Genomic DNA, 25,283 nt, shown 5'->3' on the forward strand with positions numbered 1-25,283 from the left:
TTCCTCCACGGTGACTTCCCTGAAGAAAGGATGTGGTCCGGCACACTCTAACCGAAGTCCCTTCCCTGAAGGAAGTCAGATCGCCTAGGGTGGTGGCATGCAGCGAACCCGGTTCGCCGAGATGGCCTGCTCGATCGCCCGCACCCTGGACGTCGTCGGAGAACCCTGGTCCCCGCTGATCCTGCGCGACGTCTACGCCGGGATCACCCGGTTCGACCAGATCCAGCAGGATCTCGGCATCTCCACCAAGGTGCTCGCCGAGCGGCTCCGCTGGCTGGTCGAGCACGGTGTCCTCCAGCGGCGGGAGTACTCGAACCGGCCGCCGCGGTACGAGTACCTGCTCACCGACAAGGGACAGGAACTCTGCGACCTGCTCCTCGTCATGGTCCGCTGGGGCGACCGGTGGACCGCCGGCGAGGCGGGCCCACCCGTGCTGCACCGGCACCGGGCCTGCGGGCAGGTCGGTCACGTCGAGCTGAGTTGTTCCGCCTGCGGCGAGCCGATCCGGGCCGCCGACGTCGACCTGCTGCCCGGCCCCGGCGCGGTCACCCCGGCCGGCTGACCCGCCCCGGCGCGCTCCGATCGCCACCGTCCATCCCGGCCGGTCGTGGACTTCCCCGGGCGGCTGGAGATCGAATGTGGTTAAGTGCCGAGTGAACGGGTTTCTACAGCGAGGTGGGAATGGACGGGGCGGTCGATCCGCGGCGACGGGTGCCACGCACCGACGTCCTGCTCGCCGACCCCCGGCTGGCCAGCGCCGAGGCGACCGTCGGACGGGTCCGGCTCAAGGCCGTGCTCAGCGCCGCCCAGGACCGGGTGCGGCGCGGTGAGATCCTCCCCGAGGAGGTCGTCCCGGCCACCCTCGCCGCACTGCCGGCCACCACCACCGGACTGCGCCCGGTGCTCAACGCCACCGGCGTGGTGCTGCACACCAACCTCGGCCGGGCGCCACTGTCGGCGGCGGCCGTCGACGCCGTGATCGCGGCGGCCGGCCACACCGACGTGGAACTCGACCTGCGGACCGGCCGGCGGGCCCGCCGGGGCAGGGGCGTGCTGGCCGCGCTCGCCTCGGCGGTACCGGCGGCCGAAGCGGTGCACGTGGTCAACAACGGTGCCGCCGCCCTTGCCCTGGTCGCGACCGCGTTGACCGCCGCGTTCCGCCCGGACGGCGAGCCCGCCGGCCGGGAGATCGTGGTCAGCCGGGGTGAGCTGGTGGAGATCGGCGACGGGTTCCGGCTGCCGGACCTGCTGGCCAGCACCGGCGCGACACTGCGGGAGGTGGGCACCACCAACCGGACCGGGTTGGCCGACTACGCGGCGGCGGTCGGGCCGGGTACCGCCTTCGTGCTCAAGGTGCACCCGTCGAACTTCGTCGTCCGGGGCTTCACCGCGGCCGTACCCGTCGAGGAGCTGGCCACCCTCGGCGTACCGGTGGTGGTGGACATCGGCTCCGGGCTGCTCGCGCCGGACCCGCTGCTGCCGGCCGAGCCGGACGCCGCCTCCGCGTTGCGGGCCGGTGCGGCGCTTGTCACCGCGAGCGGCGACAAGCTGCTCGGCGGTCCGCAGGCCGGGCTGGTGCTCGGCGACGCCGACCTGGTCGAGCTGTTGCGCCGGCATCCGCTTGCCCGGGCGCTGCGGGTGGACAAGCTGACCCTGGCCGCCCTGGAGGCGACCCTTACCGGTCCGGAAACCCCCACCTGGCGGGCGTTGCGGGCCACCCCGGCCGCGTTGCGGCTGCGTACCGAGCGGCTCCGCGACCGGCTGGCGGCCGGTGGCCTGAAGGCCGAGGTGGTCGCCACGCACGCCGTCGTCGGTGGCGGCGGGGCGCCGGAGGTCACCCTCGACTCGTGGGCCCTCGCACTACCCGAGGAGTACGCCGAACCGCTGCGCCTCGGTGACCCGCCGATGGTCGGTCGGCTCGAACGGGGTCGCCTGCTGCTCGACCTGCGCTGCGTACCCGCCGACCGGGACGAGGCGGTGCGCAACGCCCTCCTGCGGGTGCCCCGGAGCTGGCGGGAGAGCTGACGTGCAGGTCATCGCCACCGCCGGACACGTCGACCACGGCAAGTCCACGCTGGTCCGGGCGTTGACCGGGATGGAGCCGGACCGCTGGGCGGAGGAGCGGCGCCGGGGCATGACCATCGACCTCGGCTTCGCCTGGACCGCACTGCCGTCCGGCACGGTACTGGCCTTCGTGGACGTACCCGGGCACGAGCGGTTCGTCCCGAACATGCTGGCCGGGGTCGGTCCGGTCCCGGCCGCGCTCTTCGTGGTCGCCGCCGACGAGGGCTGGATGCCGCAGTCCGCCGAGCACCTGGCCGCGCTGGACGCGCTCGGAGTCCGGCACGGGCTGCTGGTGGTGACCCGAACCGACCTGGCCGATCCGGCCGCCGCAACCGAACTGGCGCTCGCCCAGATCGCCGCCACCTCGCTCGGCCCGGTCGAGGCGGTCTCGGCCAGCGCGCTCACCGGGGCGGGGTTGCCGCAGCTGCGCGCCGCCCTGGACCGGCTCGCCGCCCGGCTGCCGGTACCGGAGCCGGGCGGCCCGGTGCGGCTCTGGGTGGACCGGGCGTTCACCATCCGGGGCAGCGGCACGGTGCTGACCGGCACCCTCGGCGGGGGAGTGCTGCGCACCGGTGACGAGCTGGAGCTGACCGGTGACGGGCGGCGGGTCCGGATCAGGGGGTTGCAGACCCTCGGTACCCAGGTCTCCGAGGTCGCCGGGGTGGCCCGGGTCGCGGTCAACCTGCGCGGGGTGGCCCGGGAGCAGGTCGGCCGGGGCGACGCGCTGCTCACCCCGGGACGGTTCCAGCAGACCGACCTGGTCGACGTCCGGCTGGTCGGTGATCCGGTGGCGCGGCTGCCGGCGGAGCTGACCCTGCACGTCGGCTCCGCCGCGGTGACCGCCCGGGTACGCCCGCTCGGCGCCGACACCGCCCGGCTGCGGCTGGACCGGCCGCTACCGCTCTGCGTCGGTGACCGGGCGTTGCTGCGGGATCCCGGTCGGCGGCACGTGGCCGGCGGGGTGACGGTGCTCGACGTCGTACCGCCGAGGTTGAGCCGGCGTGGTGCGGCGGCTGGCCGGGCGGCGGTGCTTGCCGGGTTGGACGGCCGCCCCGACGAGGCGGGTGAGCTGGCCCGGCGTGGCCTGGTCCGGCGGTCCGCGCTGGAGCGGATGGGCGTGACGGTGACGACCACGCCGGTGGTGGGGGACTGGCACGCCGACCCGGCGCACTGGCGGGAACTGGGGCGGCGACTGGTCGACGGGGTGACCCGGTGGACGCGGGCGCATCCGCTGGAGCCCGGGGTACCGGTCGAGACCGCCCGCCGGCTGCTCGACCTGCCGGACCGGCTCCTGGTCGAGGCGTTGGTCGCGGCGCCACTGCTGACCCGGGACGGCCGGATCGGCGTGGACGGGGCGGCCGGCGGCCTGCCCGAGCAGGTTGCCCGGGCGGTACGCCGGGTCGGCGCGGAGCTGGCCGAGCGGCCGTTCGTGGCCCCGGAGGCGGCCCGGCTCGCCGAGTTCGGGCTCGGATACCGGGAGATCGGCGCCGCGGTTCGCGCTGGTGTCCTGCTCAAGCTCGCCGACAACGTCGTCCTGTTGCCGGACGCCCCCGACCGGGCGATCCGGGTACTTGCCGAACTGCCGCAGCCGTTCACCCTCAGCACCGCGCGACAGGCCCTCGGTACGACCCGGCGGGTGGCGGTGCCGCTACTCGAACTGCTGGACCGGCGCGGCGCCACCCGCCGGCTGCCGGACGACGCCCGGATCGTGCTCGGCACCCCGACCCGCTCGTAGCCGCTAGGTGATGCTGGGCGTGCCGCCGGGCTCGTGGACGGTCACCACGTCGGCGATGACGACCCCGAGCAGGACGAGCAGCACGACCGCGGCGACGGCCAGCGGCGGCAGCAGGACCATCATCGGTGCCGTCAGGACCAGCACGGCGATCCCGACCAGCCAGGGTCGGGCCACCCGGATGAAGACCTCGTGTCCCAGCAGGATCCGGCCGGCGAGGAAGAGCGTGGGACCGCCGACGATCACCGCGACCCAGCCGCCGGGTGTGTTGCCCATCGGATGCCTGATGACCAGCTCGTCGCTGACCGAGGTCAGGACGACGCCGGCCACCATGATCAGGTGGGCGTACCCGGCCCACTTGGTCTCCCGGCCCGGGTCGGCCGAGCCGATGATGGCGCTGCCGAGCTTCTCCCGAGCCCGGTAGAAGTAGATCCACCAGAGCAGTACGGTGCTGACGAACGAGACCAGTACGGCCGCGGCCTGCTCCGGCCCGTAGTTGGTGCTCCGTACCGTGCGGGCAGTGATCACGACGCTCTCGCCAAGGGCGATGATGATGAACTGGCGGTACCGCTCGGCCAGGTGTTCCCCGGCGGTGTTCCACTCCCAGGAAGGCGAGCGTCCGATCCACGGGGTGGGCCAGCGCACCACCGGCCCGAGGTAGTCCATGGCCAGGGCTGCCGTCCAGAGCAGCAGCCGTGGTGTGCCGGTGACGAAGACCCCGGCGAACCAGATCGCGCCGGAGAGGCTGAACCAGAAGATCCCGCGCAGCGGGCGGTTGCGCAGCCGGTGATTCCGCAGAATCACCGCGAGGGCGGCACTGCGGAACAGGTGGATGCCGACGTACGAGGAGACGAAGAGCAGGGCCCGGCCGTTGAACGCCTCGGGCAGTGCGGTCGAGATCAGCAGGCTGCCGAGCATGATCGTGATGACCACGAGTTGGACGGCGGGGCGGCGTGAGTCGAGCGTGTCGGTGGTCAGGTTGGTGTAGGACCACACCCACCAGATGGCCAGCAGCAGCAGAAGCGTCTGGTAGACGCCGAGCGGGGTCAGCTTCATGATCAATGCCTCGGCCAGCCGGGCCAGCATGAAGACGAAGACGAGGTCGTAGAAGAGTTCCACCGGAGTGGCCCGCTGCGGATGGCTCGGGTCGCGGATCAGCGTGGAGTGTCTGCCCGTCGCCATCGGCCGCCCGTTCTCCCAACCCGCCGCATCCGGGCTGCCGGCTGCCGCTTCGACCTGCACGGACCCGCCGTACACCCTGCTGTCGATGCAGTCGTACCACGGGCCGGACGGTCCGGTTCGCGGCTTCGGGTATTGGCAACTTGACCGAGGGAGTCGCGGCGCTGGACGCGACGCGGTGCCGGCCGCCGGGCCGGAGTCGCCTCAGCCGCGTAGCGCGCTGAGCAACTGCGTCCGGCGGGCGACCCGGATCGGGTCGCGGGCCGGGGCCACCCAGCCGAGCACCTGATAGGCGGCCCGGACCGGATCGGGGAAGAGCGCCGCCGCCACCGCCAGCCCGGCGGTGTGCCGCCGGAACGCCTGCAGCCGCTCTGCGTCGGTCATCCGACCCCGCTGGGTCGGCAGCGCGAGTGAGTTGCCGGCGACGTCGGCCTGGCAGGCCAGATCGCGCAGGAACAGACCGAGTGCCGAGTCGTCCGGCACGACGCGCGTCCCGCCCCGGTCCGCCTCGGCCAGCGCCTGGGCCACCACCGGCTGCTCGGTGATCCCCGATTCGTCGGCATGCCACCGCGCCTCGGCCACCACGACCCGGCGCAGCAGCCCGGGGTCGGCGGAGGTGATCGCGGTCAGCAGCTCGTGGTCCTCGCGCAGCATCCAGCTCGGCAGCGTGGGCGGGTCCGGGAGCAGGGGTACGAGCTCGCCGGTGGTCAGCGGCCCGGACAGCCGGTCGGCGTCGAGGTGCACGCCGGTGATCAGGTCGGCGAGCCGCAAACCGGCCTCCAGCCCGGCGCTGGACCAGCCGGCGTCGCCACTGTCCGGCAGGCCGACCTGGCGCATCAGCGGCACCAGGGCGTCCGGTTCCTCGCCCCAGCGCCGTACCGGCGAACTCGGATCGAATCCGGTGCGCACGACGCCCTGCACGGCGTGGGCGAACCGTCGGTTGCCGTTGACGTTCGTGTAGACCGACAGCGCCTCGGTGTCGGCGGAGACGGCTCGCAGCACCTCGGGCCGGCTTCCCTCGTAACCGTTCTCCTCCAGCACGAAGACCCAGCCGTCGAGCCGGCCGGCCAGCACGGGATAGTCGGCCGGCTCGGCGGACTCGGCCAGGCCATCCAGTGACCGGAGGCTGGCCGGATCGACACCGAACCGGCGCAGCACCGCCTCCTCGTCCGGGTCCCGGACGAACGTCAGGCAGAACCCCTCGGTCAGGTGGTAGTCGTCGAGCCACTCGTAACCGGCCACGCCGCCCCCGTCCTCGATCCACCGCCCGCCACCCGCACCCGCCGGTGGCGCAACCCAACCGTCCGCCAGTCAACTCCGGGCGTACGACAGAATCCGCCGGACGCTACCGCAGACGGCACTACGGTGAGGGGCATGGACCCATCCGCCATCTGGCGGGACAAGAACCACCGCTGGCGGATCGAGGCGGTCCACGCTCCCGACCTGCGGTTCGCCGTCTACGCCACCAACGGCACCACCGAGTCCGCCCCACTGTGGCTGTACGGCATGCCGGCGCTGGCCCGCTGGTTGATGATCCAGAACATCGAACTCGGCGATCTGGTGGCGGAGGACCTCTGAGGCTCGGTAGCCGTTCCGGCTGTCGTAGTTTTCCTTCTTGACCAACCATTGTGGCGTAGGTAACTTCCGAAGCACGTTCCCAGCCCCGCCCCCGGGAGGCCGTCGTGCAACGCAGAAGGTTCCTCGCCAGCACCGCCGCCGTGAGCGCCCTGGGCGCCACCGCCGGCACCCTCGACGGAGCCGTCGCCTCCGCCGCCCCGGAGACCGGGGCGGACCGCTCCGGATCGGGCGGGCGCGGCGGTGGGCACGGCCGGCGGGTCAGCACCGGGCTGGACGTGCTCGTCGACTCCGGATTCACCGTCCTCGCCGGCCAGCGGGTCGGGGTGCTCTCCAACCCGACCGGGGTGGACTCCCGCTACCGCCACCTCGTCGACCTGATGCACGCCTCCGGCCGGGTGCAGCTCGCCGCCGCGTTCGGGCCGGAACACGGCTTCCGGGGCTCCGCCCAGGCCGGTGGCAGCGAGGGGACCGGGATCGACGCCCGGACCGGCATCACGGTCTACGACGCGTACGGCGCCTCGCAGGCGAAGTGGGGTGAACTGATCACCCGGGCCGGAGTCGACACAGTCGTCTTCGACATCCAGGACGTGGGCGCCCGCTTCTACACCTACATCTGGACCCTCTACGACTCGATGGTCGCCGCCGCCCGGCTCGGCATCCGGTACGTCGTACTCGACCGACCCAACCCGATCGGCGGCCGGGCGTACGGGCCGATGATGACCACGCCGTTCACCTCAGGCGTCGGCAAGAAGGAGATCGTGCAGCAGCACGGCATGACGGTCGGTGAACTGGCCCGGTTCTACAACGGCGAGTTCCTGCCGGCCGAGGCGGGCCGGCCGGTCGACCTGACGGTGGTGCGCTGCCGGGGCTGGCGTCGTGGCGACTTCGCCCAGGACACCGGGGTGCCGTGGGTGATGCCCAGCCCGAACGTGCCGACCCCGGACACCGCACATGTCTACCCCGGCACCTGCATGTTCGAGGGCGTCGCCTCGATGACCGAGGGGCGGGGCACCACCCGGCCCTTCGAGCTGGTCGGCGGCCTGGCCACCGATTTCGACTACCACCTGGTGGACCGGCTGGTCGCCCGGGATCTGCCCGGGGTCGAGTTCCGGGAGGCGTACTTCTCGCCGACCGCGGCCGGGCAGAAGCCGGACCTGCTCAACAAGCTCTGCGCGGGCGTGGAGGTGCGGGTCACCGACCCGGCCCGGTTCGACCCGGTCCGAGCCGGGGTGGCGATGCTCGTCGAGTCCCGTAAATATCCGGCGTTCGCCTGGCGGGCGGACAGCTGGGACGCCGCCCGGCCGTACTGGATCGACAAGCTCACCGGCTCCACCCGGCTGCGTACGATGATCGACGCCGGGGCGGACGTGTCGGACGTGGTGGGGGCCTGGTCGGCCGAGCTGGCGGAGTTCGACCGACGGCGGCGCCCGTACCTGCTCTACTGAGCCGTCGGCCTCACAGCCCGGCGCACGGCTGGTCGCCCACGGCGCAGCTCGTCGGCCGTTTCTGGGTGAGCGTGGTGTCGCGCTCGACCTCGAACCTGATCGTCGCCGACCGGTTCGCCGCCAGCGGTGCGCCGGTGAAGGTGACCTGCCGATCCTCCTGCCGGTAACTCTCCGCCCCGGTGGCGCTGGCCACCTGGGCGCCGCCGGAGAGCGTGATCACCACCGTCCATCGGGTCGCGGTCGCGGTGCCGTCGTTGGTCACCACCACCTCACCCTGGTAGCCGAGCAGTCGGCTCGACACCGTGCTGTAGCTGGCGCTCAACCTCGGCTGACCCGGCCTCGGTGCGGTGCCGCTGGTGGCGGCCGGCGACGTACGGCGGGGTGTCGCCCCGGCCCGGGCCGGCCGGCTGGGCTGGGCCGGGGTCGCCGCGCCGGCCGGGGTCCGGGCGACCGGAGCTGTGGTACCCGGCGGCGTGCTCGGCGCGGCGCTGCCGACGGTGGCCGCCGCACCGGGCGGCGCGTCGTCGCCCCGTCCCAGGGTCAGGCCGGCGACCACTACCACCGCGCCGACCGCCAGGGCCAGGACGGCCAGCGCGGCGCCGCCTCGGCGCCGGGACCGGTTCGGTCCGGCCCGCCCGGCCGGCACCGCCGGGATGACCTGGGTCGGTCCGGGCAGGTCCACCTCCCGGAACGCCAGCCAGTCGAGTACGGCCGGCAGCCGGGTGTCGAGCAGTCGCTGGTAACACTCCTCGCGCCCGGCGGGGTCGGCCGGAAGCCAGGGCTCCGCGTCGTCGCCGTGCACGACGGTCAGCCGGCAGCCCTCGGCGGTGGGGGTCAGCTCGCACTCCAGCCGGGTCGGCCGGCCCTCCTCCGGCCAGCGCAACAGCAACCGATGCGGCCGATCGACCTCGACCAGCTCGATGACGATCAGCTCGTCGAGTTCGGGCAGGTCCACGGGGCGCAGCTCGAACCGGCTGATCGACGAGGGCCGTGGCTCGACCGAGGCGAACCACTTCGGCAGCAGCTCGCGATCGGTGAGGGCCCGCCAGACCCGCTCCGGGGGGTGGCGCAGCTCGACAGTGGTCCGGATTTCGGTCACGGCGGAACTGTACGGCCATCGGCCGATCCGGATTTCCCTGCCCTGCCGGGCTTGTTTGGCCGAATCAACGAAAGCGAGCGCTCTGTCGAAATTAGTATGGTTTGCGTGAAAAACAAGGGATTGCGCACCCTGTTGTCGATCGGTGCGGCACTCGCCGTCATCTACTTCGGCAGCACCGGACAGGAGGGGGAGGGAGGCGGAGTCACGAACACCGTCCTGCTGCTGGCGGTCGCCGCCGGCCTGACCGTCTGGTACCTGACCCGGCCGACCTCGGGCAAGCCGGTGAGCTGACCCGGCGACACCCCCGGCTCGACCCGAGCCGTCGACCCACCACCCGGCCGGCTCGTCACCGGGTGCCGGCGGCGGCCCTGGTCAGCTCGCCGATCGACTGCTGCCCGAGGGAGACCCGGACCAGCGCGGACGCCAGCCGTGGGAAGTCGGCGCCGCCGACCAGCCTGGCCAGCCTGTCCGGTGTGGACGGCAGGCCGAGCCGGTCGGCCGCGTTCACCGCCCGACGGTCGGCGTACGGGCGCAGGCCCGGCCAGACCGCCTGCACCTCCCGGAGGAAGATGTCCGCTCCGGTCGGTCCGATGCCCGGAAACCGGGTCAGCTCGCGCCGGAGGGCGTCCCGGTCGTCGCCCGCCTCCCGGTGCAACCGACGCAGGTCGCCGTTCCACCGCTCCAGGCACACTCGTGCCGCCCTGCCCAGCATCGTCGCGGTCCGTTCGTCGTAGCGCCGGTAGTGCCCCCGACCCAGCGCGTCGACCAGGTCCTGCCAACTCAGCGCCTCCGTGCCCTGCGGGGTACGGCAGCCGGCGGCGAAGAGTTCCCGGGCGGCGGCCACCGCCACACCCGCCCGGATCCGGGTACTGAGCAGCGTGGTCAGCAGCAGCAGTTGGTAGAGCGGGCCGGGCCGGTCGGCGAGCCGGATGCCCGCCTCCTCGGCGTACGTGCGGCCCTGCCGGTCCAGCAGCACCCGTACCAGTGCGCGGTCACGGTTCATTCAGTCCGGTTACCCGGGCAGCGGCCGTACGCACCAGGGCGGTTGACCGAATGGCGGCACCCGCACCGGGTATTCCCCCGTCGGGTACCCGGCCGTGCGTGACCCGCCCGGCGAACCGGACGGTTGCGAACCCCCGGGGCACCCCGCCGGCCGGCGGACCACCGCCGGTCGGCGCCCACCGGCTGCGGGGCGGAAGGGGACGGCGATGACGAAGGTACGGCACCCGGTGACCCGTCCCGGACGGCCGGCGCCCCAGTTCCGACGGCCGGCGGCGGCCCGGTCCCGGCGGACCGGGCCCGGTGCGCGCAAGAGGGGCGGGCCGGGACGTTCCACGCAGCCGGCTCACCCGCGGCGACGTGGCTGGCGGCGACGCAACTGGCCGAGCGTGGCGACGGCGGCCACCCCGTACGCCAGGTGCGGAACGATGTCGGTGAGCCAGTCGGTCCGGCTCCACCGGCGCGGATCGGTCAGGCCCAGCGCCGTCAACGTGCCGTCCGACGCCAGCATGACCCCGGCACCGAAGAGCCCGGCCGCCACCGGCCCGGGGAGGCGACGCAGCCCGATGACGGTGAGCGCCGCCCCGGCCAGTACCCCGGTGGCGTAGCCGAGCAGGGGCCCGAGGCCCGAGCGGCGGTTCGCCGCCCGATCCTCGGGCCCCAGACCGACATGCAGCAGGTCGGCCAGCCGCTGGGCGCTCTCCTCCGGGGTGCTGCTGGCCGGTCGTGCCCGCAGCGCCATGTCGAGGTAGGTGACCACGTTCAGCGCCACGCTGCCGACCGCCCCGGCGATCACCCCGTCGACCGCGTCGGCGACCGGACCACCCGAGGGCTGCCGGTCCAGGAAATCGGCTAGGGCGGCCGGCCCGTTCACTTCGGCTCTCCCGGGCCGCGTTCGCCCTTCGGGCCGAGTCCCCGTTCACCCCTGACGAAGCCCCGTCGGCCACGCTCCTCCTGGAGGTACCGGTTCGCGGTGTCGTCGGCCTTGCCGTCGTTGGTCCGGCGGCCGGAGTCGTCTATGCGTTTGCGCAGCCGCGCACGCTCCACGTCGTACGCGTTGCTGCCCGGTCGTGGTCCTGGCATGGGCTGCCTCCCGTCGTGTCAGGCGCCGTCCCGGCTGGTCTACCCGCCCGGCTCCGGGCCATTCACGCAGCGTGACGGCCGTGCCCGCCGCCCGGCCGGGCGCGTAATCTCGCAGTGCGGTCTGCGGTGGGGCCGGCGCGACTGATCGGACATATGGGACGATCGGCGAATGCTGTCGCGTTGTCCGGCAACCACGTCGGAGCGCCGGGCTACCGGCCGACCGAGCAGACGGAACGGGTACGGGTGAGCGGGTCATGCGTGACGTGCTGGACGAACTGGACCGGTGGTGGCGGGCGGGCGAACCGGTCGGGATGGCGACGGTCGTCGAGACCTGGCATTCCGCGCCGCGCCAGGCCGGTGCGACCATGCTGGTCGGCCCGGACGGCACCGCGGTGGGCAGCGTCTCGGGCGGCTGCGTCGAGGGCGCCGTCTACGACCTGACCCGGCAGGTCACCGCCAGCGGAGAGCCGGCCCTGCAACGGTACGGAGTCACCGACGACGACGCGTTCGCGATCGGCCTCACCTGTGGGGGCGTGCTCGACGTCTACGTCGAACGGGTCGATCCGGCCGGTTTCGGCGAGTTCGCCGAAGTGGCGGCGTCGATCCGGGCCGGCGAGCCGGTCGCCGTGGTGACCTGCGTGTCGGCCGGGGCAACCGACCCGGCCGGGCGGCTCGGCCGGCGCCTGGTGGTCTGGCCCGACCGCACCGCCGGTTCGCTGGGCAGCGACCGGCTGGACGCGGCGGCCACCGACGACAGCCGGGGACTGCTGGCCACCGGCCGCACCGGCACCCTCCGCTACGGCTACCAGGGCGAACGTCGCGGCGACGATCTGCTGCTCTTCGTCGCGGCGTACGCCGCACCGCCCCGCATGATCGTGTTCGGCGCGATCGACTTCGCTGCCGCCCTGGCCCGGATCGGCGCCTTTCTCGGCTACCGGGTGACGGTGTGTGACGCCCGTCCGGTCTTCGCCACCGCGCGCCGGTTGCCGGACGCCCACGAGGTGGTGGTCGACTGGCCGCACCGCTACCTGCGGGCCGAGGCCGAGGCCGGCCGGCTCGACGGGCGCACCGTGGTCTGCGTACTGACCCACGAGCCCAGGTTCGACGTGCCGGTACTCGAGGTGGCCCTGCGGCTGCCGCTCGGCTACGTCGGCGCGATGGGCTCGCGGCGTACCCACGACGACCGGCTGGCCCGGCTGCGCGCCGCCGGCCTCTCCGCGACGGAGCTGGGGCGGCTCTCCTCACCACTCGGGCTCGACCTGGGGGCACGTACCCCGGAGGAGACCGCGGTCAGCATCGCCGCCGAGGTGATCGCCGGCCGCTGGGGCGGCACCGGGAGCCGGCTGTCGGCGATCTCCGGCCGGATCCACCACGAGGCGGGGGTACCCGAGCAGGCGGCCCCGGTCGGCTGATCCCGACCGCGAAGGCGCCGGACGGTTCGGCGGTCGCAGCAACGGGCTCGCCGACTCGGCACCGCGCTGACGAGGACTCGTTGATCCGGGACCTTACCGAGAGTTGGGCCGGCACGGTCATGGTCAACGCGGCTCAGAATGCCGTGACCAGGGTGACCAGGCCGGTGGCGACCAGCACCGCCGCCCAGAGCCGGTCCAGGTTGAACCAGGCGCGGCGCAGGATCCCGGTACCCAGCACCTCGTAGACCAGCAGCGCGCAGCCGGCCGCCACCGCGAACATCGCCGCCGTGTGCACACCGGCGGCGGCCAACCCGGTCAGCGCGCCGGCAGGTACGCCGGCCAGGTGCCCGCCATGTCCCGGGGCGACCGGCGCCGGCCCGGTCAGCAGCACCGGGAGCAGCATCAGGCCGGCGCCGTGCGCGGAGGAGACCAGGAACGACCAGCCGGCGAGCTGGGCCAGCGAGAGTCGCATCCCCACCCAGCGGAAGTGCCGGCGGGAGAGCATCCGCCACAGCCCGAAACCGACCAGCAGGGCACCGGTCGACACCGCCAGTACGGTGCTGGCCAGCACCGAGCGGGTCGCGGTGACCAGGCTGGCCAGTACGGCGACCGAGGCGCCGTGCCCGGCCGCGATCGCCGGCAGCGCCCCGAACAGGGCCGCCCGGCGGCGCTCCTGCAGGCCCCGGGCGACCGCGAAGAGCCAGCCCATCGCCGGGTTGAGCCCGTGGAACGCGCCGAGCGCGACCAGGCCGGCCAGTTGCGTCCAGCTCACCCGAAGCAGTACGAGTCGGAGGAGGCGTCACCGCCCTGTAGCCGGGTCTGGTGCACGCGCAGCCCCCGGAAGTCGTCGCCGTGCGGGAAGAACCGTGGGTCGGGGGCGATCCCGCCGTGCTCGGTGTCGACGTCCAGCTTGGCCTGCCAGGCGCCCACCCCGTCCGGATAGAACTGGTCGTCCCAGGCGCCGTAGAGGGAGTTGGTCAGATAGACCCGCCGGCCGTCCCGGCTCACCTCCACCATCTGCGGTCCACCGGCCAGCGGCAGGTCGGGGCGGGCCGGGTGGGCCGTGCGGCCGACGATCCCGCCGAGGCGTACCGCGCCGGTCTGCACCGGGTGGAACGGGTCGCGGACGTCGTACTGGCGCAGTTCGCCGGTGCCCCAGCAGGAGACGTAGAGGAAGCGGTCGTCCACCGAGAGGTCGATGTCCGTCACCAGTGGGGGTACCGCGCCGAACGGTTTTAGCAGGTCGGGCAGGAGTGCCGGGTCGGCTGGCTCGGCCGGTATGTCGATCACCCGGGTGGCGGCCCAGCGCTCGCCGTCGCGGTGCCAGACCCAGATCGAGGCGGAGAGGTCCTCGACGCTGATCACCACGCCGACGAAGCCGTACGTCTTCGTCGGGTCGTGCGCCGGGCGCAGCTCCAGCGGCATCTGGTACTGGTCGCCGAGGTCGACGGTCTGCACGTGCCGCCGCCGGCGCAGGTCCCAGAAGTGCAGGGCGTGCCCGTACTTCCTACCCAGCAGCAGTTCGCCGACGATGCCGTCCTCGATCATCGACGGGGTGCCCCACTCGGAGCTGACCAGCACGTCCTGGTTGAGGTGCCACCAGAAGTCGTACGCGAGGAACTGCGGACCCCGGTCGACCTCCCAGCCGCCGCGTACCTCGAAGGTGTCGTGGTCGAGCACGGCGATCCCGCCGGGCCCGTCGGCACCGTGCGCGCCGCCGAGCGCCGAGACGTAGATTCCGTCCGGACCGCAGTGCACGGTGTGCGGCCGGGAGTAGCCGGCGCCGTCGGCCAGCTCCTTCGGCTCCAGCACCTTGACCACCTCGGGCCGCCTCGGGTCCGCCTTGGTGTCCAGGATGTGGATACGGGACGAGCGGAGCCCGGGCACGATCAGGTAGCGGCGCTCGACGTGCGGGTGCGGTGCGGTCGGGCAGAGCGCGCTGCTGCACGCGTTCCACCCGAAGTGGTGCAGCTCGTCACCGGGGTAGGGCAGCTCGGTCCAGCCCACCACCCTGCCGTAGTCGGGGGAGTCCGGATCGACGTCGACCACGGCGATCGCGTCGGGTTGCCGGGCGGTCCGGTCGAAGGCGGCGACGTACGCCAGTTTCTCGGGTGGCGCCCCGGCGGCGTCTCGCGGCGAGGCGTAGAAGGTCGGGTCCGGAGTCCATCTGGTCATCGGATTCCTTCCGTGGATACTCCGGCTTTCAGGCCGGAGTGGAAACGGAACTTCTGCGGAGTAGGGCAGGGACAGCCGGTCCGCCGGCAAGGCGGACAGGCGTCCACCCGCGCGGCACCGTAAGGCTCACCAGCTGGGGCGTTAGCGTGTGAGTCGTGTCCAGGACCGTGAAGCGGGCGTTCAGGTACCGCTTCTACCCGACCGAGGCGCAGACAGCAGAACTGTCGCGCACGTTCGGTTGCGTCCGGAAGGTCTACAACCTGGCCCTGCAGGCTCGCACCGAGGCGTGGACCCTGCGACGGGAACGGATCAACTACACCGCTACCAGCGCGATGCTCACGGGGTGGAAGAAGACCGAGGAACTGACGTTCCTCAACGAGGTGTCGTCCGTGCCGTTGCAGCAGGCCCTGCGCCACCTGCAAGGCGCGTTCGTCAACTTCTTCGCCAAACGCGCCCGGTACCCGAGCTTCAAGTCCAGGAAGAAGTCGCGGAAGTCGGCGGAGTACACCAGCAGCGCGTTCCGCTATCGCAACGGCCGGTTGACCCTGGCCAAGATGACCGGGCCGTTGGACATCGTGTGGTCGCGGCCGTTGCCGCGGGGTGCGTCGCCGTCCACGGTGACGGTGTCGCAGGACGCGGCGGGTGCGTCGCCGTCCACGGTGACGGTGTCGCAGGACGCGGCGGGACGCTGGTTCGTGTCCCTGCTCTGCGACGATGTGATCGAATCGTCCCCGGCTGCGGATACGGCCGTTGGGGTGGACGCCGGGCTGGACAGCCTGCTCACGTTGAGTACCGGGGAGAAGGTCACCAACCCGCGTCACGAACGCGGCGACCGGTCCGCTCTGGCCCGCGCACAGCGTCAACTCGCCCGCAGGGAGAAGGGGTCGGTGAACCGGGCCAAGGCCCGGTTGAGGGTGGCCCGGATCCACGCGCGGATCACCGACCGGCGTCGAGACCACCTGCACAAACTGACCACTCGACTTGTTCGTGACAACCAAACGATCGTGATCGAGGACCTGACCGTACGGAACTTGGTCAAGAACCACACTCTGGCCCGCGCCATCAGCGACGCGGCCTGGCGGCAGTTCCGCACCATGCTCGAATACAAAGCCGACTGGCACGGTCGGGACGTGGTCGTTGTCGACCGTTGGTTCCCGTCGACCAAGCGGTGTTCGACGTGTGGTGTGCTCGCTGATCGGATGCCGCTGGACGTGCGGGCGTGGACCTGCCGATGCGGCACCGTCCACGACCGCGACGTCAACGCGGCCCGCAACATTCTGGCGGAGGGGCTCTCCGTTACCGCCTGTGGAGCCGGTGTAAGACCTCAACGGGCGGACGCCCGGACGAGGCAGTCGGCGTCGAAGCAGGAAAACCCAAGGGCGACCAAGGGAATCCCCGCCCTTTAGGGCGGCGGAGGATGTCAAGACTTCTCCTGTCCACGGTCGGTCGGTCGACCTCGGCAGGCGCATTACCGAGTAAACCTGTCTGTATATGTAGATACCCCCGAAAGGGCCGCGCCCGGACGCCGAGCGTCGATGTTCCGATAAGAATCCGTCAATCTCCTGATCGTCAGCAAGGCCCCCGGCATCCGCCGCCAGCAGTGCCGACGAGCAGCGAGGGGCAACCGCTTCCGATGTCGGCTGGAGCGCATCATCGGCGTGCCGGCGGGTATCGGCGTACCGGACACCGGCTACGGGGGTGGGGGAGTGCGGTACGACGAGTTCGTCGCCAAGGTGCGCGACCGGGGCGAGTACGCCGATCCGGCGGAGGCCGAACGGGTGACCCACCTGGTGCTGGGCATCCTGGCCCAGCGGCTGACCCCGGACGAGGCGGAGGACCTGGCCGCGCAGTTGCCCGGCCCGCTGGCCGCGACCCTGATCTCGGCCGGGCAGGGCGCTGCGGGCGCGTTCGGCGCGCGGGAGTTCCTGGGGCGGGTGGCGACCGGGGCCGGGGCGAGTGCCCGGACCGCCGAGTGGGACGCCAGCGCCGTGCTCTGCACCCTGGCCGAGGCCATCTCCGGCGGGGAGCTCAACGACGTGCTGACCCAACTCCCGTCCGGGTACGCCCCGTTGTTCGGCCGGGCCGGCCTGAGCGGCTGACGCTGCCCGCCCGGCACGCCTGATTTTCCGAACCACCTCCTGAGCTAGCTTCCTAGGATGTCTTACCGGACGTGCCGCCCGTCACGTCGACCCGACGGAAAGGGAAGACACCGGACACGGACGACCGGAGCAAAATCGGGCCGGATATAGTGGCACGGCAATTGAGCAGCCACGGAAGCCGAACACATACCGTTGCCGGGGCTGCGGCAGATGCCGTCACTCGTCCGGAATGCCTCAGGCGTTCCTGGGGAGGTCGGTCGGAGCGCGCACCGGTTTCTGGACCGTCCTCCGCCATCGTGCGGACGCCGGGCCGTGGCGCGGAGGGAGGTTCGGTGTCGCGTCGGCCGGCGCGGGCGGATGACGCCCAGCCAACCGGTGACGCCGCCGCCGGGCCGGTGGGCTCGACGGGGCGAATCCTCACCGTCCCCAACCTGATCAGTTTCGTGCGGCTGCTCGGTGTGCCGCTCTTCCTCTACCTCTTCCTGGTCGCCGACGCGGCCGGGGCTGCGGTGGTCGTGCTCGCCGTCGGTGGCCTGAGCGACTGGGTGGACGGCTTCGTCGCCCGGCGACTGCACCAGGTCAGCCGGCTCGGCGAGTTGCTCGATCCGGTAGCCGACCGGTTGTACATCCTGGCCACCCTGGTCGCGCTGACCGTACGCGACGTGGTGCCGTGGCAGTTCACCGTCGCGTTGCTGGCCCGGGATGTGGTGATGACCGCCAATCTGGCCGTACTGCGCCGCTATGGCTACCGCCCGCCGCCGGTGCACTATCTGGGCAAGACGGCGACGTTCGTACTACTGGCCGCTTTTCCGGTGCTGCTGCTCGCGGCTACGGTGCCCGGGGCGGCTACCGTCGCCGGGGCGATCGGCTGGGGGCTGGCGCTGTGGGGACTGGGCCTGTATTGGCTGGCCGGCGGGCTGTACGTGATCCAGGCGGGCCGGCTGATCCGGGCGACCCGCTCGGCGCGGGCGGAGGTGGGATGACCGGGCAGGGCAGGCGGACGTACGCGGCGGACTTCCTCACCGAGTTGTTCCAGAATCCGCTCGATCCGGGTTATGCCGACGCGGCCGAACGGCGTCGACGCGGTGCACCGGCGACCGGGTGGCGCGGGTCGGCGCCCCGGGCGGTGACCCTGGTGACCCTGGTGGTGCTGGGGCTGCTGCTGGCGATGGCCTACCGGCAGACCGTGGCGGCGGAGCCGGACCGCAGCAAGGTACGGGCCGGGCTGGTGACACAGATCAAGCAGCGCGAGGCGGAGAACACCGCGCTGACCCAGCAGGCCGACCGGCTGCGTGCCGAGGTGCTGCGGCAGCGGGACGCCGCGCTCTCCGGCAGTACGGCGGCGAACCTGCGCAATCTGGAGGCGGCGACCGGGCTGGGCCGGGTGCGCGGTGACGGTCTTGTGGTGCGGGTCGCCGATGCGCCGGACGAGGCGGACGCGGTCACCGGGGCCGGCAGGACGAATCTCGGCCGGGTGCTCGACCGGGACCTGCAGGACATCGCGAACGCGTTGTGGAGCGGCGGCGCGGAGGCGATTTCGATCAACGGGCAGCGGTTGACGTCCACCTCGACGATCCGGGCGGCGGGCGGGGCGATCCTGGTGGACTTCAAGCCGGTGATCGGCCCGTACGAGGTCTCCGCGATCGGCCCCGGTCAGTTGGAGCGGCGGTTCCGGGACAGTGCGGCGGCCCGGTTGCTGGAGAGCGTCTCTGAGGAGCATGGGATGTCGTTCGAGTTCCGTAGGGTCGACGACCTGACCCTGCCGGCCGCGACGGAGCCGCGGCTGCGCTATGCCACACCCTCGCCCGAGCCGACGCCGATGCCGTCGGGGTCGTCGGCGGGTGGTGGGGGTTCCCCCAGTCAGCTTGGAGGCGGCCGATGATCGCTGTGCTCGCGTTGCTCGTCGGGGTGTTGCTCGGCGTCTGGTTGGATCCGACGGTTCCGTCGGCGCTCCAGCCTTATCTGCCGATCGCCGTGGTGGCGGCGTTGGACGCGGTGTTCGGCGGGGTGCGGGCGAAGCTCGACGGCATCTTCGACGACAAGCAGTTTGTGATCTCGTTCATCTCGAACGTGCTGGTCGCCGGGATCATCGTCTATCTCGGTGACCAGCTCGGTGTCGGTGGGCAGTTGTCCACGGGTGTCGTGGTGGTGCTCGGTGTTCGGATCTTCGGCAACGTGGCGGCTATTCGCCGGCACCTGTTCCGGGCGTAGGTTCGACGGCGATGGCGGAGGCGAGTGAGCAGAGGGGTCCGGCCGGGGCTGCGGGCCGTCCGGGTGGTATGCCGGCGGCCGCGGAGTCGTCGGACGGCGAGGTGACGCAGCCTGTGGCGTCGGGTTCGGCCGGTGCCGGGCAGTCGCGGCCCGAGCGCGGGGCGGCTGCGGTCGACGACGGCCCGACCGCGGATCTGTCGGCGGACGTCGGTTCCACAGGTCGCTCGGCGGCCGATCGTTCGTCGGCCGACGACGGGCCGACGGTGCCGTTGCCGGGGACCGACGAGGCCGACGAGACGGTGCCGATCCGGTCGGGCGAGTCAGGCGAGGCGTCCGAGTCGGCTGGGCCGGTGCCGGCGGCTCGCCGGCTGATGTCCAGGCTGACGGGGGCGAACGCGATGATCGGGGTGTTGCTGGCGCTGCTCGGCTTCACCCTGGTGGTGCAGGTGCGGACGAACTCCACGGGCGCGTCGCTGGAGACGACCCGGCAGGAGGACCTGGTGCGGATCCTGTCGGACCTGGAGGCGCAGGAGGAGCGGGTTCGGCAGGACATCGGCGCGCTGGAGGAGAGCCAGCGTCAGCTGAACTCCGGTGCGCAGGGGCGGCAGGCGGCGTTGGACGAGGCGACCCGGCGCGCCGACGAGCTGGGGATCCTGTCGGGGATGGTGCAGGCGCGGGGGCCGGGGTTGACCGTGACCTTCATGCCGGTGAGCAAGCCGATCGCCGCGTCGCGGGTGTTGGACGCGGTGCAGGAGTTGCGGGGTGCGGGTGCGGAGGCGATGCAGATCTCGGGTGGTGACGGTGCCACGGTGCGGATCATCGCCTCGACGTACTTCCTCGACGCGAACGGCGGTATCTCGGTGAGTGGACGGCGGTTGACCGGACCGTTCATGATCACGGTGATCGGTGATCCGAAGACGATGCAAACCGCACTGAACATCCCGGGCGGGGTGGTGGCATCGGTCAGCGGGGACGGCGGTAACGTGGCGATCGAGGAGCGGGAGATGGTCGAGGTGACGGCCGTCAGCCCGTCGAAGGTTCTGCAACATGCGCGTCCGGTCTCCTGACCGGGTGCGGTCGGGGCGGCGATTCGGCGTCCCGGATCTGGCTGGTGCGACGAAGAAGGACGCGTCTGGTGATTCCTGAGGACCTGCGGTACACCGCCGAGCACGAGTGGGTGGCTGGCGACGGCAGCGGACCGGTGCGGGTGGGCATCACCCACTTCGCGCAGGACGCGCTGGGCGACATCGTGTATGTCCAGCTTCCCGACGAGGGCGCGACGGTGCAGGCCGGCGAATCGTTCGGCGAGGTGGAGTCGACCAAGAGCGTGTCGGAGATCTACGCGCCGTTGACCGGTACGGTGGTGGCGCGGAACGAGCAGCTCGCGGACACTCCCGAGGTGATCAACTCCGACCCGTACGGTTCGGGTTGGCTGGTCGAGATCGCGCCTGGTGACGCGTCGGCGGTGGCGGGTCTGCTGACTGCCGAGGCTTATCGGGAGCTGACCGAGAGCTGATCGTGGTGACGTCGGCGCGTGGTTGTGTCCGCGCGTCTGGTTGCCCTGTATTTCGGCGCTGGCTAGGCTCGCCCAGTCGACCGAGAACCAATAGTTGCGCGTTGCGGAAATGCCTTCCCAGGCACGGGGGAGCCAGCCGCTGGGCCTCGATGGTGCCCGGCGGCCAGACCCGTAACACCCGACGCCGACCGAACAGATCCGTGAGGTGGTCCCAATGACGCGCCCAGACGACGAGTTCCCCCCACTCGACGTCACATCGACGCTGAACCTCGGTTCTCTCGACGAGATGTTGGAGGGGCCCGAGACCGACGTCGTTCCGAGTCGGATGTCAGGTTCGCTGCCTCCGGGCATGGCGTTGCTGGTGGTTCGGCGTGGTCCGAATGCCGGTGCCCGGTTCCTGCTGGACCACGATGTGACGACGAGTGGCCGGCACCCGGACAGTGACATTTTCCTGGACGACGTCACGGTGTCCCGTCGGCACGCCGAGTTCCATCGGGACGGTGGCACGTTCACCGTCCGGGACGTGGGCAGCCTGAACGGGACGTACGTGAACCGGGAACGGGTCGAGGCAGCGACGCTGAGCAATGGTGACGAGGTCCAGGTCGGTAAGTTCCGGCTGGTCTTCATCGCCGGTCCGCGTCCGGAGGAGGGGGCCGTCCGGGGGTGAGCGAGCGTGCGGCGGCGGCTGTTCCCGGTCCGGGGGCGGCCGCTCGGGGCCAGCCACCGAACCTTTATCCACCTGATCCGCGCGGTACGCGCGCTCCGGCTTCCACGCGTGACCACGACGGTCCGCAGGGGGAGGCCGAAAAGGGTTCGCTGATGAGCATCGGTGAGGTGCTGGCGCAGCTTCGGGTGGAGTTTCCCGACACGACGATTTCCAAGCTGCGCTTCCTTGAGTCGGAGGGTCTGGTCGAGCCGCAACGCACTCCGGCGGGTTACCGGAAGTACAGCTGGGACGACGTGGCGCGGCTGCGGTTCGTGTTGACCGCCCAGCGTGACCAGTACCTGCCGTTGCGGGTGATCCGGGAGCAGCTCGCGGAGGCTGATCGGGACGGGTTGCCGGGGTCGGAGCGGCATCGGCCGTCGCTGGTGGCGGTGGGGCCGGACGGTGAGGTGCCGGGTCGGGAGTTGGCTGTTCCGGTCGGTGAGTCGGCGGAGAGCCGGCTGGACCGGACGGAGTTGTTGTCCCGCAGTGGGCTCGCCGAGGCGTTGCTGGCGGAGTTGGAGCGGATGGGTCTGGTGGTGTCGCAGCCACCCGGCTGGTATGACGCGGACGCGGTGGTGATCGCGCAGGCGGTGGCGGGGTTGGCGGCGTACGGGCTGGAGCCGAGGCATCTGCGGGGTTATCGGACGGCGGCGGATCGCGAGGTGGGGTTGTTCGCCCAGTTGGTGGCGCCGTTGGCCCGGCAGAACGATCCGGCGGCGCGGGCGCGGGCGGCGGAGGCGGCGCGGGAGTTGGTGGGCCTGTCGCAGCGGCTGCACGCGGCGCTGGTCCGGGTGGGGTTGCGCGGGACGTTGGGCCGGTGAGGGTCGGGGCGGTGGTTGTGCCGTCCTGGGCTGGTTGTCCGGCCGGGGTGCGCGGCTGTGGTGTGGCGCACTCGGCCAGCGGCCGGCTGGTGGTCCGGCGGTGCGCCGGGAAAGATCTGCGGCGGCGGGCGTGGCGTACGCTTCCCGGGGTAATCGGTGCGGTGCGGCGGTTGCCGGGCGCGCGGGTGGGGCGGTGTTATCCGAGCCCGTGTACCGTGCAGGGAAGGGGCATACCGGCTCCGGTGGCGGGTAGCATCGGCCGCCGCAGGACGGTGGTGGGGACGACGACAACGACACGGAGGCGGCGGTGCGCGAGCTGAGCGTGGTCGGGGTTCGGGTGGAGCTACCCACCAACCAGCCGATCGTCCTGCTCAGAGAGGTCGAGGGCGACCGTTATCTGCCGATCTGGATCGGGGCGGTGGAGGCTACCGCGATCGCCTACGAGCAGCAGGGGGTCAAGCCGGCCCGCCCGCTGACCCACGACCTGCTGCGGGACATTCTCGCCGCGTTGCAGGCTCCGCTGCGGGCGGTGGAGATCGTGGAGTTGAAGGAGAACGTCTTCTACGCCGATCTGCTGATCGGGGACGGTCTGCGGGTGTCGGCCCGGCCGTCGGATTCGATCGCGTTGGCGTTGCGGGTGGGTGCGCCGATCCGCTGTGCGGAGCAGGTGCTCACCGAGGCCGGGATCATCATTCCGGACGAGCAGGAGGACGAGGTGGAGAAGTTCCGGGAGTTCCTGGAGCAGGTCCGCCCGGAGGACTTCGCCGGCTGAGGGCCTGAGGCGAAAGGTGGCCGTCGGGTCGCTGTTCGTGGTCGGTGCCGGGGTAACGATCGATTCGCTGTGGGGTAACCCTGCGGTGATCCCCGAGTGCGGCGTGTCGCGGCATTTCCTGCGGGGCAACCCTCCAGCCGGGCTATAGGGTTGGCCTGTCGAGGGGTGCACGTCCCGGAAACGACGTGTCACCGCACGGGCGGGGAGGTTGTCCGATGCATGAGCCACAGGACCCTGATCCGGGTAGGTCGAATCTTCAGGATATGGATCGGCGGCACGTCGACGGGGATCGTCGGGTGGCGGAGGACGACCCGGCCCCCGGGTCGCCGGTGGAGGACGGCTCGGTCGGCTATCGGGGTGTGACGGCGTGCCACGCCGTCGGGATCAGCTACCGGCAGTTGGACTACTGGGCGCGTACGGCGCTGGTGGTGCCGAGTGTGCGGGACGCTTCCGGGTCGGGGACGCAGCGGCTGTACTCGTTCCGGGATCTGGTGGTGCTGAAGGTGGTCAAGCGGCTGCTGGACGCGGGGGTCTCGTTGCAGAACATCCGGCGGGCGATCGACGCGCTCCGGTCGCGTGGGGTGGCGGATCTGGCCGGCATCACGCTGATCTCGGATGGGACGACGGTCTACGAGTGCCGGTCTCCGGAGGAGGTCGTCGACCTGTTGCAGGGTGGGCAGGGGGTGTTCGGGATCGCCATCGGTGGGGCGTTCAAGGAGGTCCAGGGCTCGCTGTCGCATCTGCCGGCGGAGCCGGCCGGGGAGGCGCCGCTGGCGGGGGAGACGCCGGAGCCGTCCGCGACCGCAGCCGGTGACGAGTTGGCGGCCCGCCGGGCCCGGCGACGCGCGGGCTGATTCCCCCGGTGCCGGGTGGGCTGCGACCGCCGGCCCGTCTTGATCGTTATCGCATAATTGGTGCTATGCCGTCTGCTTCGTCGCCTGGGTCGTCCGCTTCCGAGCCCGGGTCGTCCGGTTCGGGTCGTCCGCGTCGGGGGGCGGGTCGCCGCCGTTGGCGTCGACGGCTGATGTTCGCGGTGCTTGTCGCGTCGCTGCTGTTGCCGGTGTCGGTGGTCGGCAGTGTGGTCTGGGTGCGGCAGTCGGCGCGGGAGCACGTGTATCGGCCGGCCGAGGTGCCGGCGGCGCCGGTCGCGCTGGTGCTGGGTGCCCAGGTCGATCCGGACGGTACTCCGGCGCCGTTTCTGGCCGCTCGGCTGGAGTTGGCCAGGCAGTTGCTCCAGGCGGGCAAGGTCCGGGCGGTTCTGGTCTCCGGCGACCACCGGAGTTCGGCGTACGACGAGCCGGGTGCGATGAGCCGTTGGCTGGTGGAGCGGGGGGTGCCGGCCCGGTTGGTGGTGCAGGACCATGCCGGGTTCGACACCTACGACTCGTGTTCGCGGGCGCGCCGGGTCTTCGGGGTGGATCGGGCCATTGTGGTCACCCAGAGCTTCCACATCGAGCGGGCGGTCGCGGTGTGCCGGCGGGTTGGCGTGGACGCGGTCGGTGTCGGTGACGATTCGGTACGCCGGTTCGAGCGGGCCTGGCGCTGGGGCGGGTTCCGGGAGCACTTCGCGGCGGTGAAGGCGGTCTACGACGTGTTGAGCGGGCGGGATCCGGTGTTTCTGGGGCCGGCCGAGCCGGGGTCCGGGACGCGTTGGCGGGCTGACGGGCACCGATGGGGCGGCCGGTGTGGTGCCGCTGTCGGTGAAGGGGGTGGCCGGGGCGGCGTCCGATGGGGATGATGGTGCGGATCGGATCGAGCCTGATGATTGCCGGGCCGGTTGGGTACGGATGACACCGATTCGGGTTGGATGACACAGTACGGGTGGGCGCGGTAGTGTCCCCACCCAGTGTCACCCGGCGGTCATCCGCCCGTCGGTCGACACTGTCGGTGCTACGCCCCTCACTCGCCGCGCGATGCCGGTCGCGCTGGAAGGAAGACCGTGACGGATCCACAAGACAGCGCCGTGTCATCCCCCGCTGACAGCGCCTCGACCAACGGTGCCGGTTCCGCTGCCCGCCCCTCGCACTACGAGCGGATCGGCGGGGCGGAGTCGGTGAAGGCGGCTGTGCGGCTGTTCTACGACCGGGTGCTCGCCGACCCGGAACTGGCCGGCTACTTCACCTCGGTGAACATGGAGGAGCAGCGCCGGCACATGGTGCTGATGTTGACCGTGGTGCTCGGTGGGCCGAACAACTACGCCGGCCGGGACCTGGCCGAGGCGCACCAGCCGCTGAACATTCCGGACGAGCACTACGCCCGGGTCGGTGCGCACCTGGTCGAGACCCTGACCAGCCTCGGCGTGCCGGAGGACATTCTGGACGACGTACGGGCGACGTTGGGTTCGGTACGCGACCAGGTGGTGTCGAGCGGTACGTCGGCTGGCGTCTGACCC

General features: G+C 71.9%; 28 protein-coding genes. 20 read left to right on the forward strand and 8 right to left on the reverse strand.

Translation table 11 applies throughout. The annotated features are described in order from the left end of the window. Nucleotides 1-97: 97 nt before the first annotated feature. From CLT71_RS04050 to selB, 3 genes are all read left to right on the forward strand, one after another. Nucleotides 98-562 (forward strand): winged helix-turn-helix transcriptional regulator, encoded by a 465-nt coding sequence (locus CLT71_RS04050; RefSeq protein WP_101365912.1) that lies wholly within the window; start codon nucleotides 98-100, stop codon nucleotides 560-562. Between the two features lie 119 nt (nucleotides 563-681). Next, nucleotides 682-2,025 carry an L-seryl-tRNA(Sec) selenium transferase gene (gene selA / locus CLT71_RS04055; RefSeq protein WP_101365913.1) on the forward strand — a complete coding sequence of 448 codons (1,344 nt, stop codon included), beginning with the start codon at nucleotides 682-684 and terminating at the stop codon, nucleotides 2,023-2,025. A 1-nt stretch (nucleotide 2,026) separates the two neighbouring features. Beyond that, complete coding sequence (gene selB, locus CLT71_RS04060) at nucleotides 2,027-3,799, forward strand: selenocysteine-specific translation elongation factor (RefSeq protein WP_101365914.1); 1,773 nt, start codon at nucleotides 2,027-2,029, stop codon at nucleotides 3,797-3,799. A gap of 3 nt (nucleotides 3,800-3,802) precedes the next feature. Here the strand turns inward: selB and CLT71_RS04065 are convergent, their stop codons facing one another. Both CLT71_RS04065 and CLT71_RS04070 read right to left on the reverse strand, forming a co-directional pair. After that, nucleotides 3,803-4,978: a low temperature requirement protein A gene (locus CLT71_RS04065; RefSeq protein WP_143743362.1), complete on the reverse strand. Its 1,176-nt coding sequence runs from the start codon at nucleotides 4,976-4,978 to the stop codon at nucleotides 3,803-3,805. A gap of 201 nt (nucleotides 4,979-5,179) precedes the next feature. Then, complete coding sequence (locus CLT71_RS04070; RefSeq protein ID WP_101365916.1) at nucleotides 5,180-6,217, reverse strand: DUF6461 domain-containing protein; 1,038 nt, start codon at nucleotides 6,215-6,217, stop codon at nucleotides 5,180-5,182. Nucleotides 6,218-6,349: 132 nt separating this feature from the next. On the opposite strand from CLT71_RS04070, the gene CLT71_RS04075 reads away from it, so the two are divergent. Both CLT71_RS04075 and CLT71_RS04080 read left to right on the forward strand, forming a co-directional pair. Beyond that, nucleotides 6,350-6,553, forward strand: a complete 204-nt coding sequence (locus tag CLT71_RS04075; protein WP_101365917.1) for a hypothetical protein — start codon at nucleotides 6,350-6,352, stop codon at nucleotides 6,551-6,553. Between the two features lie 104 nt (nucleotides 6,554-6,657). Beyond that, nucleotides 6,658-7,998, forward strand: coding sequence for a DUF1343 domain-containing protein (locus tag CLT71_RS04080; RefSeq protein WP_199187502.1), 1,341 nt, complete (start codon nucleotides 6,658-6,660; stop codon nucleotides 7,996-7,998). A gap of 10 nt (nucleotides 7,999-8,008) precedes the next feature. On the opposite strand, the gene CLT71_RS04085 is transcribed toward CLT71_RS04080, so the two are convergent. Then, nucleotides 8,009-9,097 carry an SRPBCC domain-containing protein gene (locus CLT71_RS04085; protein ID WP_101365919.1) on the reverse strand — a complete coding sequence of 363 codons (1,089 nt, stop codon included), beginning with the start codon at nucleotides 9,095-9,097 and terminating at the stop codon, nucleotides 8,009-8,011. A 105-nt stretch (nucleotides 9,098-9,202) separates the two neighbouring features. Between CLT71_RS04085 and CLT71_RS04090 the strand changes: the two genes are divergently transcribed. Continuing rightward, on the forward strand, nucleotides 9,203-9,388 hold the full coding sequence (locus tag CLT71_RS04090) for a hypothetical protein (protein ID WP_369937580.1): 186 nt from the start codon (nucleotides 9,203-9,205) through the stop codon (nucleotides 9,386-9,388). 55 nt (nucleotides 9,389-9,443) lie between these two features. Here CLT71_RS04090 and CLT71_RS04095 read toward each other — a convergent pair whose 3' ends face one another. The 3 genes from CLT71_RS04095 to CLT71_RS04105 form a co-directional block, all read right to left on the reverse strand. After that, entirely contained in the window at nucleotides 9,444-10,100 is a 657-nt protein-coding gene (locus CLT71_RS04095; RefSeq protein ID WP_101365920.1) for a hypothetical protein, read from the reverse strand. Nucleotides 10,101-10,442: 342 nt separating this feature from the next. Beyond that, nucleotides 10,443-10,940 carry a hypothetical protein gene (locus tag CLT71_RS04100; protein ID WP_101371126.1) on the reverse strand — a complete coding sequence of 166 codons (498 nt, stop codon included), beginning with the start codon at nucleotides 10,938-10,940 and terminating at the stop codon, nucleotides 10,443-10,445. Nucleotides 10,941-10,966: 26 nt separating this feature from the next. After that, on the reverse strand, nucleotides 10,967-11,179 hold the full coding sequence (locus tag CLT71_RS04105; RefSeq protein ID WP_101365921.1) for a phosphatidylethanolamine-binding protein: 213 nt from the start codon (nucleotides 11,177-11,179) through the stop codon (nucleotides 10,967-10,969). 254 nt (nucleotides 11,180-11,433) lie between these two features. Here CLT71_RS04105 and CLT71_RS04110 point away from each other — a divergent pair, with 254 nt between their 5' ends. Then, nucleotides 11,434-12,591 (forward strand): XdhC/CoxI family protein, encoded by a 1,158-nt coding sequence (locus CLT71_RS04110; RefSeq protein ID WP_101365922.1) that lies wholly within the window; start codon nucleotides 11,434-11,436, stop codon nucleotides 12,589-12,591. A gap of 133 nt (nucleotides 12,592-12,724) precedes the next feature. Here CLT71_RS04110 and CLT71_RS04115 read toward each other — a convergent pair whose 3' ends face one another. Both CLT71_RS04115 and CLT71_RS04120 read right to left on the reverse strand, forming a co-directional pair. Further along, nucleotides 12,725-13,363, reverse strand: coding sequence for a hypothetical protein (locus CLT71_RS04115; RefSeq protein WP_101365923.1), 639 nt, complete (start codon nucleotides 13,361-13,363; stop codon nucleotides 12,725-12,727). Then, nucleotides 13,360-14,766, reverse strand: a complete 1,407-nt coding sequence (locus CLT71_RS04120; RefSeq protein ID WP_101365924.1) for a selenium-binding family protein — start codon at nucleotides 14,764-14,766, stop codon at nucleotides 13,360-13,362. The genes CLT71_RS04115 and CLT71_RS04120 overlap by 4 nt, the downstream gene beginning before the upstream one ends. Before the next feature lie 167 nt (nucleotides 14,767-14,933). On the opposite strand from CLT71_RS04120, the gene CLT71_RS04125 reads away from it, so the two are divergent. The 13 genes from CLT71_RS04125 to CLT71_RS04185 all read left to right on the forward strand — a co-directional run bounded on the left by CLT71_RS04125 (nucleotide 14,934) and on the right by CLT71_RS04185 (nucleotide 25,280). Next, complete coding sequence (locus CLT71_RS04125) at nucleotides 14,934-16,172, forward strand: RNA-guided endonuclease InsQ/TnpB family protein (protein ID WP_199187503.1); 1,239 nt, start codon at nucleotides 14,934-14,936, stop codon at nucleotides 16,170-16,172. A 252-nt stretch (nucleotides 16,173-16,424) separates the two neighbouring features. Further along, on the forward strand, nucleotides 16,425-16,865 hold the full coding sequence (locus CLT71_RS04130; protein ID WP_199187504.1) for a DUF2267 domain-containing protein: 441 nt from the start codon (nucleotides 16,425-16,427) through the stop codon (nucleotides 16,863-16,865). Nucleotides 16,866-17,197: 332 nt separating this feature from the next. Beyond that, on the forward strand, nucleotides 17,198-17,848 hold the full coding sequence (gene clsA, locus CLT71_RS04135; RefSeq protein WP_101365926.1) for a cardiolipin synthase ClsA: 651 nt from the start codon (nucleotides 17,198-17,200) through the stop codon (nucleotides 17,846-17,848). Continuing rightward, nucleotides 17,845-18,747, forward strand: a complete 903-nt coding sequence (locus CLT71_RS04140; protein WP_101365927.1) for a DUF881 domain-containing protein — start codon at nucleotides 17,845-17,847, stop codon at nucleotides 18,745-18,747. The genes clsA and CLT71_RS04140 overlap by 4 nt, the downstream gene beginning before the upstream one ends. After that, a complete protein-coding gene (locus CLT71_RS04145; RefSeq protein ID WP_101365928.1) occupies nucleotides 18,744-19,076 on the forward strand; it encodes a small basic family protein in 333 nt (110 codons plus the stop codon). Before CLT71_RS04140 ends, CLT71_RS04145 begins: the two co-directional genes overlap by 4 nt. A 101-nt stretch (nucleotides 19,077-19,177) precedes the next feature. Next, a complete protein-coding gene (locus CLT71_RS04150) occupies nucleotides 19,178-20,143 on the forward strand; it encodes a DUF881 domain-containing protein (protein ID WP_486483044.1) in 966 nt (321 codons plus the stop codon). 68 nt (nucleotides 20,144-20,211) lie between these two features. Continuing rightward, nucleotides 20,212-20,592, forward strand: coding sequence for a glycine cleavage system protein GcvH (gene gcvH / locus CLT71_RS04155; protein ID WP_101365930.1), 381 nt, complete (start codon nucleotides 20,212-20,214; stop codon nucleotides 20,590-20,592). Between the two features lie 214 nt (nucleotides 20,593-20,806). After that, nucleotides 20,807-21,259, forward strand: a complete 453-nt coding sequence (gene odhI, locus CLT71_RS04160) for an oxoglutarate dehydrogenase inhibitor Odhl (RefSeq protein ID WP_101365931.1) — start codon at nucleotides 20,807-20,809, stop codon at nucleotides 21,257-21,259. A 152-nt stretch (nucleotides 21,260-21,411) separates the two neighbouring features. Then, nucleotides 21,412-22,119, forward strand: a complete 708-nt coding sequence (gene ftsR, locus CLT71_RS04165; RefSeq protein WP_101365932.1) for a transcriptional regulator FtsR — start codon at nucleotides 21,412-21,414, stop codon at nucleotides 22,117-22,119. Between the two features lie 307 nt (nucleotides 22,120-22,426). Then, the gene (locus tag CLT71_RS04170) at nucleotides 22,427-22,891 is read left to right on the forward strand and encodes a bifunctional nuclease family protein (protein ID WP_101365933.1); all 465 of its coding nucleotides are present in this window, start codon (nucleotides 22,427-22,429) and stop codon (nucleotides 22,889-22,891) included. A gap of 215 nt (nucleotides 22,892-23,106) precedes the next feature. Next, complete coding sequence (locus tag CLT71_RS04175) at nucleotides 23,107-23,745, forward strand: MerR family transcriptional regulator (RefSeq protein WP_486483045.1); 639 nt, start codon at nucleotides 23,107-23,109, stop codon at nucleotides 23,743-23,745. 170 nt (nucleotides 23,746-23,915) lie between these two features. Continuing rightward, on the forward strand, nucleotides 23,916-24,629 hold the full coding sequence (locus CLT71_RS04180) for an ElyC/SanA/YdcF family protein (RefSeq protein WP_101365934.1): 714 nt from the start codon (nucleotides 23,916-23,918) through the stop codon (nucleotides 24,627-24,629). A gap of 201 nt (nucleotides 24,630-24,830) precedes the next feature. Then, nucleotides 24,831-25,280, forward strand: coding sequence for a group I truncated hemoglobin (locus CLT71_RS04185; protein ID WP_486483046.1), 450 nt, complete (start codon nucleotides 24,831-24,833; stop codon nucleotides 25,278-25,280). Nucleotides 25,281-25,283 lie beyond the last annotated feature (3 nt).

This window comes from Plantactinospora sp. CNZ320 (genome assembly GCF_002846275.1).

Bases quoted from the DNA above. Each gene is read 5' to 3' on its own strand.
- CLT71_RS04145 (WP_101365928.1), top strand. From the start codon at position 18,744: ATGATCGCTGTGCTCGCGTTGCTCGTCGGGGTGTTGCTCGGCGTCTGG.
- CLT71_RS04120 (WP_101365924.1), bottom strand. From the start codon at position 14,766: ATGACCAGATGGACTCCGGACCCGACCTTCTACGCCTCGCCGCGAGAC.
- CLT71_RS04140 (WP_101365927.1), top strand. From the start codon at position 17,845: ATGACCGGGCAGGGCAGGCGGACGTACGCGGCGGACTTCCTCACCGAG.
- ftsR (WP_101365932.1), top strand. From the start codon at position 21,412: ATGAGCATCGGTGAGGTGCTGGCGCAGCTTCGGGTGGAGTTTCCCGAC.
- CLT71_RS04050 (WP_101365912.1), top strand. From the start codon at position 98: ATGCAGCGAACCCGGTTCGCCGAGATGGCCTGCTCGATCGCCCGCACC.
- CLT71_RS04095 (WP_101365920.1), bottom strand. From the start codon at position 10,100: ATGAACCGTGACCGCGCACTGGTACGGGTGCTGCTGGACCGGCAGGGC.
- CLT71_RS04075 (WP_101365917.1), top strand. From the start codon at position 6,350: ATGGACCCATCCGCCATCTGGCGGGACAAGAACCACCGCTGGCGGATC.
- CLT71_RS04110 (WP_101365922.1), top strand. From the start codon at position 11,434: ATGCGTGACGTGCTGGACGAACTGGACCGGTGGTGGCGGGCGGGCGAA.
- CLT71_RS04065 (WP_143743362.1), bottom strand. From the start codon at position 4,978: ATGGCGACGGGCAGACACTCCACGCTGATCCGCGACCCGAGCCATCCG.
- selA (WP_101365913.1), top strand. From the start codon at position 682: ATGGACGGGGCGGTCGATCCGCGGCGACGGGTGCCACGCACCGACGTC.
- CLT71_RS04180 (WP_101365934.1), top strand. From the start codon at position 23,916: ATGTTCGCGGTGCTTGTCGCGTCGCTGCTGTTGCCGGTGTCGGTGGTC.
- CLT71_RS04105 (WP_101365921.1), bottom strand. From the start codon at position 11,179: ATGCCAGGACCACGACCGGGCAGCAACGCGTACGACGTGGAGCGTGCG.
- odhI (WP_101365931.1), top strand. From the start codon at position 20,807: ATGACGCGCCCAGACGACGAGTTCCCCCCACTCGACGTCACATCGACG.
- CLT71_RS04175 (WP_486483045.1), top strand. From the start codon at position 23,107: ATGCATGAGCCACAGGACCCTGATCCGGGTAGGTCGAATCTTCAGGAT.